Below are 13,931 nucleotides of genomic sequence, written 5' to 3'. Positions count from 1 at the left end.
TCTTCCCGGGAGATAACCCCCGGACCCCCAGCCACCGAGGACCGCGGCCCTCGCGATCGCTCACCGTGCCCATCCCGAACCGGAAAGCCCCCATGCGCAGCAGACAGTACGGACCCGACCTCACCCCGCCGTGGAAGAAGCAGCAGCCCGCGCCCGAGGTGGCCGCCGACCCGGGCCTCGTGGTCGAGGAGGTCACCACCGGCTTCTGCGGGGCGGTGATCCGCTGCGAGAAGACGGCGCAGGGGCCCACGGTCACCCTGGAGGACCGCTTCGGCAAGCACCGCGTCTTCCCGATGGAGCCGCGGGGCTTCCTGCTGGAGGGGCGCGTCGTCACCCTCGTACGGCCCGCTTCGGCATCCGCGCCGCAGGGGCCCGCGCGGACGGCTTCCGGCTCGATCGCCGTCCCCGGCGCACGGGCGCGCGTCGCCCGGGCCGGGCGCATCTACGTGGAGGGCCGCCACGACGCGGAGCTCGTGGAGCGGGTGTGGGGCGACGACCTGCGCATCGAGGGCGTGGTCGTCGAGTACCTGGAGGGCATCGACGACCTGCCCGCCATCGTCCGCTCCTTCGCCCCCGGGCCGGACGCGCGGCTCGGCGTCCTCGTGGACCACCTCGTGCCCGGCTCGAAGGAGTCGAGGATCGCGGCGGAGGTGACGGGCGAGCACGTCCTCGTCGTGGGTCACCCGTACGTGGACGTGTGGGAAGCGGTCAAGCCCTCCTCCGTGGGCATCCGGGAGTGGCCGCGGGTGCCGCGGGGGCAGGACTGGAAGACGGGGGTGTGCGGGGCGCTGGGGTGGCCGGCGAACACGGGGGCGGCGTGGCAGCGGATCTTGTCGTCCGTCCGCTCGTACAAGGATCTTGAGCCGGAGTTGCTGGGCAGGGTGGAGGAGCTGATCGACTTTGTGACGGCGGCTCCCGATCCGCGCTGACGCGCGTCGTCCTCAATCGCCGGACGGGCTCAAATATTTTGAGCCCGTCCGGTGATTGAGGACCGGCGTCCGGGGCGGAGCCCCGTGTCAGTCCACCAGGTCCCGCACCACCGCGTCCGCCAGCAGCCGGCCCCGCAGGGTCAGGACCGCGCGGCCCTGCTCGTACGGGCCGGGGTCCAGAAGGCCGTCCGCCAAAGCGCGGGCGGCTGCCGCGGCGCCGGCCGGCTTCAGCAGGGACAGCGGGCAGCCGTCGATCAGCCGCAGTTCCAGCAGGATCCGCTCCACCCGCCGGTCCTCGTCCGGCAGGACTTCCCGCCCCGCGCCGGGCGACCGCCCCTCGGCCAGCGCCTGCGCGTACGCGCCCGGATGCTTGACGTTCCACCACCGCACGCCCCCGACGTGGGAGTGCGCGCCGGGGCCCGCGCCCCACCAGTCCGCGCCGCGCCAGTAGAGCTCGTTGTGACGGCAGCGGCCGGCGTCGGACGTGGCCCAGTTGGAGACCTCGTACCAGGAGAAGCCGGCGGCCGTGAGCGCCTGCTCGGCGATGAGGTAGCGGTCGGCGTGGACGTCGTCGTCGGTCATGGGGACCTCGCCGCGGCGGATCCGGCGGGCGAGCTGGGTGCCCTCCTCGACGATCAGCGCGTACGCGGAGACGTGGTCGGGGCCGGCGCCGATGGCCGCGTCCAAGGAGGCGCGCCAGTCGTCGTCGGACTCCCCGGGCGTGCCGTAGATCAGGTCGAGGTTGACGTGCTCGAAGCCGGCCTCGCGCGCCTCCGCGACGCAGCGTTCGGGGCGGCCCGGCGTGTGCGTGCGGTCGAGGATCTTCAGGACGTGCTGGCGGGCGCTCTGCATGCCGAAGGAGATCCGGTTGAAGCCGCCCTCGCGGAGCTCGGCGAGGTAGCGCGGGTCGACGGACTCGGGGTTCGCCTCGGTGGTGATCTCCGCGCCGTCCGCGAGGCCGAACTCGTCGCGGATCGCGGCGAGCATCCGGACGAGGCCGGCGGCGGGCAGCAGGGTGGGCGTGCCGCCGCCGACGAAGACGGTCTCGACGGGGCGGGGGTCGTCGCCCAGGACCTTCCGTGCGAGGCGGATCTCCTGCTCGACCGTCTCGGCGTAGTTGTCCCGCGAGGCGAGCGCGCCGCCGGAGCCGCGCAGCTCGCTCGCGGTGTACGTGTTGAAGTCGCAGTACCCGCAGCGCGTCGCGCAGTACGGCACGTGCAGGTAGAACCCGAGCGGCCGCTGCCCGGCGCCGGCAAGGGCATGACCGGGCAGGGCCCCGTCCTCGGGCATGGGTTCGCCGTCAGGCAGTACGGAAGGCATGGGTCCATTGTCCGGCATCGCCGGAGTGGACCGGCCGGCTCACGCTTCCCGGGCGCCCTCGTACATCTCGTCGATCAGGTGCTTGTACTGCCGCTCGACCGCGGGCCGCTTCAGCTTCAGGCTCGGGGTGAGCTCGCCGTGCTCGACGTCCAGGTCGCGCGGGAGCAGCCGGAACTTCTTGATCGTCTGCCAGCGCTGGAGGCCCTCGTTGACTCGCTGCACGTAGCCCTCGACGAGCTCGACGGTCCGCGGGTCGGCGACGACCTCGGCGTAGGGCTTGCCGGCGAGGCCGTGATCGGCGGCCCAGGTCATGAGGGTGGGTTCGTCGAGGGCGATGAGGGCGGTGCAGTAGTTGCGGTCGGCGCCGTGCACGACGGCGTTGGAGACGAAGGGGCAGAGGGCCTTGAAGCGGCCCTCGATCTCGGTCGGTGCGACGTACTTGCCGCCCGAGGTCTTGATCAGGTCCTTCTTGCGGTCGGTGATGCGCAGGTAGCCGTCGGGGGACAGCTCGCCGATGTCGCCGGTGTGGAACCAGCCGTCGCTCTCCAGGACCTCGGCGGTCTTCTCGGGCAGGCGGTGGTAGCCGGCCATGATGCCGGGGCCGCGCAGGAGGATCTCGCCGTCGTCGGCGATGCGGACCTCGGTGCCGGGCAGGGGCTTGCCGACCGTGCCGGTGCGATAGGCCTCGCCGGGGTTGACGAAGCTGGCGGCGCTGGTCTCGGTGAGGCCGTAGCCCTCCAGGATGTGGATGCCGGCGCCGGAGAAGAAGTAGCCGATGTCCGGGGGGAGCGCGGAGGCGCCGGAGACGCAGGCGCGCAGGCGGCCGCCGAAGGCCTCGCGGATCTTGGCGTAGACGAGGGCGTCGGCGACCTTGTGCTTGGCGGCGAGCCCGAAGGGGACGCCCGCGCTGCCGGTGCGGCGGAAGTTCTCCTGCGAGGCCTTGGCGTACTCGCGGGCCACCTCGGCGGCCCAGCGGAAGATCTTGTACTTGGCGCCGCCGCTCTCGCGGGCCTTGGCCGCGACGCCGTTGTAGACCTTCTCGAAGATGCGCGGGACGGCCGCCATGTAGGTGGGGCGGACGGCCCGGAGGTTCTCGGCGATCCGGTCCTGGCGCCCGTCGACGGCGGTGACGTGCCCGGTGCTGATCTGGCTGCACGTCAGCACCTTGCCGAAGACGTGCGCGAGCGGCAGCCACAGGAACTGCACGTCGTCGGGGCGGACCATTCCGGTGGCCTGGATGGCGCGGGCCATGTACGACCAGGTGTCGTGGGGCAGACGCACGCCCTTGGGGCGGCCCGTGGTGCCGGAGGTGTAGATGAGCGTGGCGAGCTGGTCGGAGCGCAGGTCCTCGATGCGCTCGCGCACGGCCTCGGGGTCGGCCGCCAGGCGGGCGGCGCCGCGCCGCTCCAGCTCGGCGAGGGAGAGCACCCAGCCCTCGGGGTCGCCCTCGGCGGGGACGGCGTCCTCCTCCTCGACGACCACGACGTGCGCGAGGCCGGGCAGGTCGGCGCGGTGCTGCCGGGCCTTGGCGAGCTGGGCCGCGTTCTCGGCGATGAGCACCCGGCTCTCGGAGTCGGAGAGGATGAACGCCGTCTCCTCGGCGTTGGTGCTGGGGTAGATGGTGGTGGTCGCGGCCCCGGAGCAGAGCACTCCGAGGTCGGTGAGGATCCACTCCACACGGGTGCTGGAGGAGAGGGCGACCCGCTCCTCGGGGTGCACGCCGAGGTCGACCAGGCCCGCGGCGATCGCGAAGACGCGCTCGGCGGCCTGGCCCCAGGTGAGCGAGGCCCAGGTGTCGGGGCCCTGGCCGGAGGGGGCGGGGACCGGGTAGCGGTAGGCCTCCGCGCCGGGCGTCGCCCCGACGCGTTCGAGGAGGATCGACGCCACGGAGGGCGGCCGGTTCTCGATCAAAGCCTGTGTCTCGGTCACGGCGTCCTCCGGGGCCCGATGCGTTGCTGGTGACTCACGAGTAACCTTCCAAGCAGTGATCAGCGTAAGCGGCCGGGGCCCGTGGCGTAAGAGGGTGAGAACGCCTTGTCGAAGCTGTGACCGGCGGGACGGCCGGAACTGACGGAAGCGCCCGTTCCGCAAGGTGGGAACGGGCGCTTCCGTGACTGCCGGGGCTGACCGGGGGCCGGCCGGGGGCGGGCTACTTCTTGCCCTTCTCCCCCGCCTCGTCGCTGGACAGCACCGCGATGAAGGCCTCCTGCGGGACCTCCACGCTGCCGACCATCTTCATCCGCTTCTTGCCTTCCTTCTGCTTCTCCAGCAGCTTCCGCTTACGGGAGATGTCACCGCCGTAGCACTTGGCGAGGACGTCCTTGCGGATGGCGCGGACGGTCTCACGGGCGATGACGCGAGAGCCGATCGCGGCCTGGATCGGCACCTCGAAGTTCTGCCGCGGGATGAGCTCGCGCAGCTTGGCGACGAGCCGCACGCCGTAGGCGTAGGCCTTCTCCTTGTGGGTGATCGCGGAGAAGGCGTCGACCTTGTCGCCGTGCAGCAGGATGTCGACCTTGACCAGGTCGGCGGTCTGCTCGCCCGTGGGCTCGTAGTCGAGGGAGGCGTAGCCGCGGGTCTTGGACTTCAGCTGGTCGAAGAAGTCGAAGACGATCTCCGCGAGGGGGAGGGTGTAGCGCAGCTCGACCCGGTCCTCGGAGAGGTAGTCCATGCCCAGCATCGTGCCGCGGCGGGACTGGCAGAGCTCCATGATCGCGCCGACGAACTCGGTGGGCGCGAGGACGGTCGCCTTGACGACCGGCTCGTGCACCTCGGCGATCTTGCCCTCGGGGAACTCGCTCGGGTTGGTGACGACGTGCTCGACGCCGTCCTCCATCCGGACGTTGTAGACCACGTTCGGCGCGGTGGCGATGAGGTCGAGGCCGAACTCGCGCTCGAGCCGCTCGCGGACCACGTCCAGGTGGAGCAGGCCGAGGAAGCCGACGCGGAAGCCGAAGCCCAGGGCGGCCGAGGTCTCCGGCTCGTAGACCAGCGCGGCGTCGTTGAGCTGCAGCTTGTCGAGGGCCTCGCGGAGCTCCGGGTAGTCCGAGCCGTCCAGCGGGTACAGGCCCGAGAAGACCATGGGCTTCGGGTCCTTGTAGCCGCCCAGGGCCTCGGTGGCGCCGTTCTGCTGGGAGGTGATCGTGTCACCGACCTTGGACTGCCGGACGTCCTTCACGCCGGTGATGATGTAGCCCACCTCGCCGACGCCGAGGCCGTCGGCCGGGAGCATCTCGGGCGAGTTGGTGCCGATCTCCAGCAGCTCGTGGGTGGCGCCGGTCGACATCATCTTGATGCGCTCGCGCTTCTTGAGCTCGCCGTCGATGACACGGACGTAGGTGACCACGCCGCGGTAGGAGTCGTAGACCGAGTCGAAGATCATCGCGCGGGCCGGGGCGTCCTTGACGCCGACCGGGGCCGGGACCTCGCGGATGACCTTGTCCAGCAGCTCGGGGACGCCGACGCCGCTCTTGGCGGAGACGCGCAGCACGTCCTCGGGCTCGCAGCCGACGAGGTTGGCCAGCTCGGCGGCGAACTTGTCCGGCTGGGCGGCAGGCAGGTCGATCTTGTTGAGGACCGGGATGATCGTGAGGTCGTTCTCCATCGCCAGGTAGAGGTTGGCGAGGGTCTGGGCCTCGATGCCCTGCGCGGCGTCGACCAGGAGGATGCAGCCCTCGCACGCGGCGAGCGAGCGCGAGACCTCGTAGGTGAAGTCGACGTGACCAGGGGTGTCGATCATGTTGAGGATGTGGGTGTTGCCCTCATCGCCGGTGGGCGCCCACGGCAGACGGACCGCCTGGGACTTGATCGTGATGCCGCGCTCGCGCTCGATGTCCATCCGGTCGAGGTACTGCGCGCGCATCTGCCGCTGGTCGACCACGCCGGTCAGCTGAAGCATCCGGTCGGCGAGCGTCGACTTGCCGTGGTCGATGTGCGCGATGATGCAGAAGTTGCGGATCAGAGCCGGGTCGGTACGGCTCGGCTCGGGCACGTTGGTAGGGGTCGCGGGCACGCAGGATCCATTCGGTGACTTCGGCGTTGGTACGCCAGTCTCGGCGGGAGTCGGGTATACGACCCCTCCATCGTCCCATGAGCGGCGGCCGTCGTCCGGTTTGGGCGGCCGGAGGGGCTGCTGGTAGCCTGGTCCACTGTGCTTCGCGACCCTCTCAGTCGTGGGGCACACATCTCGAAATCCAACGAACCTGAAAAGGCTCTTTCGTGGCGAACATCAAGTCCCAGATCAAGCGGAACAAGACCAACGAGAAGGCGCGCCTGCGTAACAAGGCCGTCAAGTCCGCGGTCAAGACCGCTGTCCGTGCGGCCCGCGAGGCCATCGTCGCCGGTGACGCCGTCAAGGCCACCGCCGCCGTTGCCCTGGCCGGCAAGAAGCTCGACAAGGCCGCCACCAAGGGTGTCCTGCACAAGAACGCCGCCGCTAACAAGAAGTCGGCGCTGGCCAAGCAGGTTGCCGCCCTCAAGGGCTGAAGCCTCTCCGGGGCGTGAGCCCCGGTCCTTCGCCGGTATCGGAACCAGCGGCCCCTCTACCGCTCCGGTCCGGCACCCCGCCGCGCTCGGTCGTTCGCCACGCGGGCGCGGCATGAGCCTCACGGCTCGATGAACGATCCAAAGGCCCCGTACCCCCTTTCCCCAAGGGCGGCGCGGGGCCTTTGGGCTCTTCGGGGCTCGGGAGACTTTTCGGGGCTCCGGTCCTCAATCGCAGGACGGGCCGCATTCCGCTGAGGTCCTCAGTGGAATGCGGCCCGTCCTGCGATCTCGGCCCGTCCTGCGATCTTGTGCTCAGCCGCGGCTTCTGGCCGCGCGGGCCACCGCCACGACCGCCTTTTCGAGGGCGTACTCCGGGTCGTCGCCGCCACCCTTGACGCCGGCGTCGGCCTCCGCGATCGCGATGAGCGCCGCCGCGACACCGTCGGCGGACCATCCCCGCATCTGCTGCCGGACCCGGTCGATCTTCCACGGCGGCATGCCGAGGTCCCGCGCCAGGTCACCCGGGCGGGCGCCGCGGGGGGCCGAGGCGAGCTTGCCGATGGCGCGGACGCCCTGCGCGAGGGCGCTGGTGATCAGGACGGGTGCGACACCCGTGGACATGGACCAGCGCAGCGCCTCCAGGGCCTCGGCGGCCCGGCCCTCCACCGCGCGGTCGGCGACGGTGAAGCTGGAGGCCTCGGCGCGGCCCGTGTAGTACCGCCCGACGACGGCCGCGTCGATCGTGCCGTCGATGTCGGCGACGAGCTGGGTACAGGCGCTCGCCAGCTCCCGCAGATCGCTGCCGATCGCATCCACCAGGGCCTGGCAGGCCTCGGGGGTCGCGGAGCGGCCGGCCGTGCGGAACTCGGTGCGCACGAATGCCAGCCGGTCGGCAGGCTTGGTCATCTTGGGGCAGGCGACCTCGCGCGCCCCGGCCTTGCGCGCCGCGTCCAGCAGGCCCTTGCCCTTGGCGCCGCCGGCGTGCAGGAGCACCAGGGTGATCTCCTCGGCGGGCGCGGAGAGATAGCCCTTGACGTCCTTGATCGTGTCCGCCGAGAGGTCCTGGGCGTTGCGCACGATCACGACCTTGCGCTCGGAGAAGAGCGACGGGCTGGTGAGCTCGGCGAGGGTGCCCGGCTGGAGGGCGTCGGGGGTGAGGTCACGGACGTCGGTGTCCGCATCGGCGGCGCGGGCGGCCGCGACCACCTCCCGGACCGCCCGGTCCAGGAGGAGATCCTCCTGGCCCACGGCGAGCGTGACGGGGGCGAGAACATCGTCGGTTGCAGTCTTCCTGGCCATCGCGACCAGCATCCCACGCGCTACTGACACCTCCCCCCGCGCGTCCGTCCGCCATATCGCACAATGTGCGTTGTGAGCAGCCCTTATCTCTCCTCAGACACCGATTCCGTACGACACCTCCTGGTGCTTCCCGACCGCGACGCCGCGGAGGAGGCGGCCGAGGAGGCCGCGCAGCGCTTCGCGCTCGACGACGACCCCCGCATAGTCCGCGAGGCCCTGGCCGGCGAGGACGACGCCGAGGACGCCCAGTGGCTGGTCGTCCTGGAGGCCCCCGAGGGCGACCTCGACCTCGCCGCCCTGCGCGAGCTCGCCGAGGAGTACGACGGCTGGCTCGAGCGGGAGTGACCCACCGCCCGCCCCGCGCCTACGGCGTGACCTGCTCCTCCGGGATGCGCCGCACCTGCGGCGACCGGTCGAGCGCGATGCCGAAGTGCTCGCGGAAGGCGGGCAGGATCTCCTCCGCCGCCAGCGGCAGCTCCTGACGGCCCGTCGCTCCGGTGGTCACGAGGGCGCGGTCGCTGAGGGTGACGCGGCCGGTGGAGGTGAGCCGGGAGCAGATCACCGCCTTGGTGAAGCGGGACTTGGGCGAGGTGCGGTGCCACCAGCAGCCGCCCTCGAAGTCCGCCAGCTCCCGGGGCCGGGGTTCCAGGCGGTACTGCACGTCGCCCTCCCGGAGGAGGTCGAGGTCCCCGTCCGCCGTCCCGGCGAGCCGGAAGGTGCCGGCGGGGTCGGCCTGCTCGCCCCGCTCGTCGAACCGCAGCGGGTAGTGGCTGTTCCGGCCGAACCCGACGTCCACCAGCCACGGCTCCGCGCTGTCGGCCGTGCGGACCTGCAGCGCGAGGTGGTCGAAGGGCGGGCCGAACAGCCCCTCGGGCCCCATCACCCGCGCGGCCAGCAGCGTGACCTGGTAGCCCAGGGCGTCCAGCAGCGCCGCGAACGCGCCGTTGAGCTCGTAGCAGAAGCCGCCCCGCCCGGCCGTCACCTTGGCCACGAGCGCGGCGGGGTCCAGCACGATCTCCTCGCCCAGGTGGATCGACAGGTTCTCGAAGGGCACCGCGTGCAGGTGGCGGAGGTGGAGCTCGCGCAGTGCGGCCAGGTCCGGCACGGCCGGGCGGGTGACGCCGATACGGGCCAGGTACGCGTCGGCGTCCGCACCGCTGATGATCTTGTCCATGGGTCAGTTATCCCTCAGATCACGGGTGATGTCATCGGGCTGCGGTCCCACGCCGTGGTCCTAGGTCGTGGCCCTGCGCGCCTGCGCCGCGGCCCGCGTCTGCGCCGCGGCCCGTGCCTGCATCCGGGCCCCGGCCCGTTGCCCACGCCTCTCCGTCGTCCGGCCGTGGCACCGGTGACCGCCGTGACCGCCGCCCCGCTGCCGGTCACCGCGACCGGCCCGTCCGTGTCGGTCCGCAGGACCGCCGTGCCCTGCTCCCGGAGCGCGGCGAGCGTGCGGGGCGAGGGGTGGCCGTAGGGGTTGCCGGCGCCGGCCGAGACGACCGCGAGGCGGGGCCGGAGCCCGCGCATCAGCTGCGGGTCCTGGTGGGCGGAGCCGTGGTGGGCAACCTTGAGGACGTCCACGGCGGGCAACTCGGGGTGGGCCTCCCGGAGGGCCTGCTGGGCGGGTGGTTCCAGGTCGCCGAGCAGCAGCGCGGTCAGGCCGGCGCTGCGGACCAGCAGGGTGACGCTGGCGTCGTTGGGGCCCTCCTCGGCCGCCGCCGACGTCCCCGCCGGCGGCGGCCACAGCACCTCCCACGTCAGCTCGCCCAGGCGGCGCCGCTCCCCCGCCCGGGCCGTGGTCACGGGCACGTGCGCGCGCCCGGCCTCGCGGCGGACGAACGCGGCCTGACCCGCAGGCTCCGCGAACGGCGTCGTCTCGATGCCCCCGACCGCCCGGCCGCGCAGCACCCCGGGCAGCCCGTCCACGTGGTCGGCGTGGAAGTGACTCAGCAGGACGAGGGGGATCCGCTCGACGCCGAGGGCGCTCAGGCACCGGTCCACGGCCCGGGGCTCCGGACCGGCGTCCACGACGACCGCGCTCCCCTCGCCCGCCGCGAGGACCAGCGCGTCGCCCTGCCCCACATCGCAGACCGCGAGCCGCCAGCCGGGCGGCGGCCAGCCCGTCACCGCGCGGTTGAGGGGCGCCGGGCGGACGACCGCGACGAGCAGCAGCAGCGCGCAGGCCGCGCAGGCCCAGGGGTTGCGGAGCAGCTTCCGGGCCGTGAGCACGACAGCTGCCGCGGCCGCGGCGAGCAGCAGGCCGCCGGTCCAGCCACCCGGCCAGGCAGTCTCCGCCCCGGGCAGGTCCGCCCCCGTACGGGCCACCGCGGCGGCCCAGGAGGCGGGCCAGGACGCGAGCCGGGCGAGCCACACGGCGGCGGGCAGGGCCACGGGCGACACGGCGAGCGCGGCGAAGCCGAGCACCGTGGCGGGCGCTACGGCCGCCTCGGCGAGGAGATTGCAGGGCACCGCCACCAGGCTCACCCGCTCCGCCAGTACGGCGATCACCGGCGCGCAGACCACCTCCGCGGCGGCGGCCGCCGCCAGGGCCTCGGCGAGGCGACGTGGCACCCCGCGCCGTTGCAGGGCCGTGCTCCAGCGCGGCGCGAGGGTCAGCAGGGCGCCGGTGGCCAGCACCGAGAGGAGGAAGCCGGGGCTGCGGGCGAGCCACGGGTCGTAGAGGACGAGCAGCAGGACGGCGGCCGCGAGAGCGGGCAGCAGGCTGCGGCGCCGGCCCGTGCCGAGGGCGAGCAGCAGCACCAGCCCGCAAGCGGCCGCGCGCAGCACGCTCGGATCGGGCCGGCACACCATGACGAAGCCCAGCACGAGCCCCGCGCCCAGCACCGCCGTCGCCCGCAGCGGCACGCCGAGCCGGGCCGCGAGGCCGCGGCGCTCGGCGCGAGCGGCCAGGTGCGGCGGCCCGACGAGCACGGCGAGCAGGATCGCGAGGTTACTCCCCGAGACGGCCAGCAAGTGCGTCATCCCGGTCGCCCGGAACGCCTCGTCGAGGTCAGCCGGCACCCGGGAGGTGTCCCCCACCACGAGACCGGGGAGCAGCGCCCGCGGGTCTTCCGGCAGCCCGTCCGTGGCCGCCCGCAGCCCCGCGCGGAACCTGCCTGCGATGCGCTGCACCGCGCTCGGACCGCCGACGACCCGCGGTGGCTCCCGGCCGGCGATCCGCAGCACCGCGGCGGGCAGCGGGCCGGGGCCTCCCGCCCGGGACGGCACCGCGAGGCGCCCTTCGGCCCGCACCCGGGTGGACGGCAGCAGCCCGAGCCACGAAGGCGGTGCGATCAGCAGCACGGGCGTGCGGACGGTGGTCGTCACGCGGCCTGCGGTCACCTTGACCGCCTCGGCCTCGACGACGGCCGCGGGAGCCGCCCGGGCGGCTCCCCGCAGGTGCGGGCGTGCGGCCCTCGGGTCGGCCGTGACCGTCGCCTCGACCACGGCCTCGGCACGCCCGCGGGCCAGCCCGGGCAGCGGCCCGCGGCGGGAATCCGCGCCCCGAAGGGCGGCCACCGCCGCGCCGGCCGCGGCACACAGCAGGACGGCGGCGAGGGCGACGGCGATCCCGCGGCCGGCCGTGCGGCCCGCCTTCCCCCGGGCCGGCAGCACGCCGGCCGCCAGGGCCCCGGCGCCCGCCGCCAGGGCCACCGCCCAGCCGGGCGCGGTCAGGGCCGCGGCCGCCGCCACCCACGCCGCGACGGCGGGCGCGACCAGCCGCAGGTCCGGCGGGCCCTCGTCCCGGGGCCCCGGCCCCGAACGGGCCGCTGCGGGCTCTTGTGCGCCGACGACCGCCGTCATGGCTGCGCCTGAGGGCGAAGGGCCGCGAGGCCGCGTGCCCCGAACACGGGCCCGAGCAGCCGCAAAGCCTCGAAGCAGCCCCCGCGGGGCCGGGACGGCGGCGCCATCACGGCTGCACCAAGGGGCGGAGGTCGGTGAAGCGGCGACTGCCGATTCCGTTGACCTTGCGAAGCTCCTCGACGGAGCGGAAACCGCCGTGCTGCGTGCGGTAGTCGAGGATGTGCCGGGCCAGGACGGGGCCGACGCCCGGCAGCGCGTCCAGCTGCTCGACCGTGGCGGAGTTCAGGCTCACCGGCCCGCCCGGCGCGAGGCCTCCCCCGGCCGCGGCGGCCGACGCGGGCGCACCGCCCGGACCGGCCGGACCGCCCTGGCCGCCCTGGCCGCCCTGGCCGCCCGTCGGGGCACCCACCACGATCTGCTCCCCGTCCGCGAGCACACGCGCCCTGTTGAGGCCCGTCGTATCCGCGCCCGGGCGGGCTCCCCCGGCCGCGGCCAGCGCATCGGCCACCCTCGAACCCGGTGGCAGGCGCAGCACGCCGGGCCTGCGGACCTTGCCCGCCACGTCCACGACCACGGCCCCGCCCGTACGGGACGGCGAGGGCACGGCCGGCGGAGACGGCGGGGTCACGACGGCCGGTGTCTCCCGCACGGGCACCCGGACGGTCTGCGGACGCCCGGCCAGGAAGTGGTACGCGGCGAAGGCGCACGCCGCCACCAGCACGACCGCCAGTGCGGCAAGCGTCTTCGGCTCGATGCCGCAGCGCAGTTGCAGCCACAGCGGCAGGCGCTCGCGCACCGCGAGCCGCCAACTTCCGCCGAACGGCGGGCCGTTGCGCCCGGGTGGCGAGAGGCGCCCTTTCACGCGATCCGTCATGGGCAAGACGGTAGGGCGATTGCCCTGATCTCGCCCGGAAGGTCTGATTCCGGTGGATAACCCAGCAGTTGTGGATAACTTCGCCACTGCGACGAGGGAATAGGGGGCCGGGTCCGATGCCCGTCACTTCCGGTGACCACCGATTCCGCCGGCCCCTCGCCGTGGTGGTGAAGCACCGATGCGGCGGAAGAGTTGCTGCCGCCCCGGCAAGAACGGCGGATGCTGAGCCGAAAGAACCGGTCGGAAGCTCCAGCTGGAAGCCCGGCGCCGCGGCCAGGGGCCTGGCGCGCGCCCGCCGACCGCCCGCTCCCCCTACTTCGGCGCCACCACCACGCCCAGCAGCCCCGGGCCCGTGTGGGCGCCGATGACCGCTCCCACCTCGCTGACGTGCAGCTCCTCCAGCGCCGGGAGTCGTTCTCGCAGGCGGTCGGCCAGTTCCGTCGCGCGGTCCGGCGCCGCCAGGTGGTGGACGGCGATGTCGACGGGCGACGCGCCCGCGCGCTCCACCGCGATCTCCTCCAGCCGCGCGATGGCCTTGGAGGCCGTGCGCACCTTCTCGCGCAGCTCGATCCGGCCGCCCTCCAGCTGCAGCAGGGGTTTGACGGCGAGCGCCGAGCCCAGCAGGGCCTGGGCCGCGCCGATCCGGCCGCCCCGGCGGAGGTAGTCCAGGGTGTCGACGTAGAAGAACGCGGCCGTGCCCTGCGCGCGCTTCTCCGCGGCGGCGACCGCCTCGTCGAGGGTGCCGCCGGCGTCCGCCGTCTCGGCGGCGGCCAGCGCGCAGAAGCCGAGGGCCATGGCGACCATGCCGGTGTCCACGACCCGCACCGGCACCTCCGCGTCGCGCGCCGCGAGGACCGCCGCGTCGTACGTGCCGGAGAACTCCGACGACAGGTGCAGCGAGACGATCCCCTCCGCACCCGCCTCGGCGGCCGCGCGGTAGGCCGCCGCGAAGACCTCGGGGCCGGGCCGCGAAGTGGTCACCGGCCTGCGCTTCTGCAGCGCCTGGGCCACGCAGCGGGCCGAGACCTCGGTGCCCTCTTCGAGCGCCTCGTCCCCCAGCACGACGGTGAGCGGTACGGCGGTGATGCTGTGCCGCTCCATCGCCCGCTGCGGCAGATAGGCCGTTGAATCAGTAATCACAGCGACATGGCGGGACATGTTCCGGAGGTTACCCGCCGGGGCGCTCCGACGGCAGTACGGGCCCCGTACAGGTGATCATCCTG

General features: G+C 73.5%; 11 protein-coding genes. 3 read left to right on the top strand and 8 right to left on the bottom strand.

What is annotated here, in order from left to right; translation table 11 throughout:
• The first annotated feature begins 92 nt into the window (after window positions 1-92).
• Entirely contained in the window at window positions 93-929 is an 837-nt protein-coding gene (locus tag IF61_RS0113205; protein WP_030366535.1) for a DUF3097 domain-containing protein, read from the top strand.
• An 87-nt stretch (window positions 930-1,016) separates the two neighbouring features.
• Here IF61_RS0113205 and hemW read toward each other — a convergent pair whose 3' ends face one another.
• The 3 genes from hemW to lepA form a co-directional block, all read right to left on the bottom strand.
• Complete coding sequence (hemW, locus tag IF61_RS0113200) at window positions 1,017-2,249, bottom strand: radical SAM family heme chaperone HemW (protein ID WP_030366534.1); 1,233 nt, start codon at window positions 2,247-2,249, stop codon at window positions 1,017-1,019.
• A 39-nt stretch (window positions 2,250-2,288) separates the two neighbouring features.
• Window positions 2,289-4,178, bottom strand: coding sequence for an AMP-dependent synthetase/ligase (locus IF61_RS0113195; RefSeq protein ID WP_030366533.1), 1,890 nt, complete (start codon window positions 4,176-4,178; stop codon window positions 2,289-2,291).
• Window positions 4,179-4,398: 220 nt separating this feature from the next.
• Window positions 4,399-6,261 (bottom strand): translation elongation factor 4, encoded by a 1,863-nt coding sequence (gene lepA / locus IF61_RS0113190; RefSeq protein WP_030366532.1) that lies wholly within the window; start codon window positions 6,259-6,261, stop codon window positions 4,399-4,401.
• Window positions 6,262-6,467: 206 nt separating this feature from the next.
• Between lepA and rpsT the strand changes: the two genes are divergently transcribed.
• Window positions 6,468-6,734: a 30S ribosomal protein S20 gene (rpsT, locus tag IF61_RS0113185; RefSeq protein WP_030366531.1), complete on the top strand. Its 267-nt coding sequence runs from the start codon at window positions 6,468-6,470 to the stop codon at window positions 6,732-6,734.
• 312 nt (window positions 6,735-7,046) lie between these two features.
• On the opposite strand, the gene holA is transcribed toward rpsT, so the two are convergent.
• The gene (gene holA / locus IF61_RS0113180; protein ID WP_030366530.1) at window positions 7,047-8,033 is read right to left on the bottom strand and encodes a DNA polymerase III subunit delta; all 987 of its coding nucleotides are present in this window, start codon (window positions 8,031-8,033) and stop codon (window positions 7,047-7,049) included.
• Between the two features lie 72 nt (window positions 8,034-8,105).
• Here holA and IF61_RS0113175 point away from each other — a divergent pair, with 72 nt between their 5' ends.
• Window positions 8,106-8,378 carry a hypothetical protein gene (locus tag IF61_RS0113175; protein ID WP_245684498.1) on the top strand — a complete coding sequence of 91 codons (273 nt, stop codon included), beginning with the start codon at window positions 8,106-8,108 and terminating at the stop codon, window positions 8,376-8,378.
• Between the two features lie 19 nt (window positions 8,379-8,397).
• On the opposite strand, the gene IF61_RS0113170 is transcribed toward IF61_RS0113175, so the two are convergent.
• The 4 genes from IF61_RS0113170 to IF61_RS0113155 form a co-directional block, all read right to left on the bottom strand.
• The gene (locus IF61_RS0113170) at window positions 8,398-9,207 is read right to left on the bottom strand and encodes an arylamine N-acetyltransferase family protein (RefSeq protein WP_043188933.1); all 810 of its coding nucleotides are present in this window, start codon (window positions 9,205-9,207) and stop codon (window positions 8,398-8,400) included.
• Between the two features lie 14 nt (window positions 9,208-9,221).
• Window positions 9,222-11,834 carry a ComEC/Rec2 family competence protein gene (locus tag IF61_RS0113165; RefSeq protein ID WP_078660172.1) on the bottom strand — a complete coding sequence of 871 codons (2,613 nt, stop codon included), beginning with the start codon at window positions 11,832-11,834 and terminating at the stop codon, window positions 9,222-9,224.
• A gap of 106 nt (window positions 11,835-11,940) precedes the next feature.
• Entirely contained in the window at window positions 11,941-12,708 is a 768-nt protein-coding gene (locus IF61_RS0113160) for a ComEA family DNA-binding protein (protein ID WP_078660171.1), read from the bottom strand.
• A gap of 312 nt (window positions 12,709-13,020) precedes the next feature.
• Window positions 13,021-13,866: a DegV family protein gene (locus IF61_RS0113155; protein ID WP_030366525.1), complete on the bottom strand. Its 846-nt coding sequence runs from the start codon at window positions 13,864-13,866 to the stop codon at window positions 13,021-13,023.
• Between the last annotated feature and the right edge of the window lie 65 nt (window positions 13,867-13,931).

Origin of the sequence: Streptomyces roseoverticillatus (genome assembly GCF_000719265.1) — a bacterium.
Taxonomy (GTDB): Bacteria; Actinomycetota; Actinomycetes; order Streptomycetales; family Streptomycetaceae; genus Streptomyces; species Streptomyces roseoverticillatus.
This window is presented reverse-complemented; position numbering and strand designations above follow the sequence as displayed.

Coding starts and splice junctions, on each gene's coding strand:
- IF61_RS0113205 (WP_030366535.1), top strand. CDS start 93: ATGCGCAGCAGACAGTACGGACCCGACCTCACCCCGCCGTGGAAGAAG.
- hemW (WP_030366534.1), bottom strand. CDS start 2,249: ATGCCTTCCGTACTGCCTGACGGCGAACCCATGCCCGAGGACGGGGCC.
- IF61_RS0113170 (WP_043188933.1), bottom strand. CDS start 9,207: ATGGACAAGATCATCAGCGGTGCGGACGCCGACGCGTACCTGGCCCGT.
- IF61_RS0113155 (WP_030366525.1), bottom strand. CDS start 13,866: ATGTCCCGCCATGTCGCTGTGATTACTGATTCAACGGCCTATCTGCCG.
- IF61_RS0113160 (WP_078660171.1), bottom strand. CDS start 12,708: ATGACGGATCGCGTGAAAGGGCGCCTCTCGCCACCCGGGCGCAACGGC.
- IF61_RS0113165 (WP_078660172.1), bottom strand. CDS start 11,834: ATGACGGCGGTCGTCGGCGCACAAGAGCCCGCAGCGGCCCGTTCGGGG.
- holA (WP_030366530.1), bottom strand. CDS start 8,033: ATGGCCAGGAAGACTGCAACCGACGATGTTCTCGCCCCCGTCACGCTC.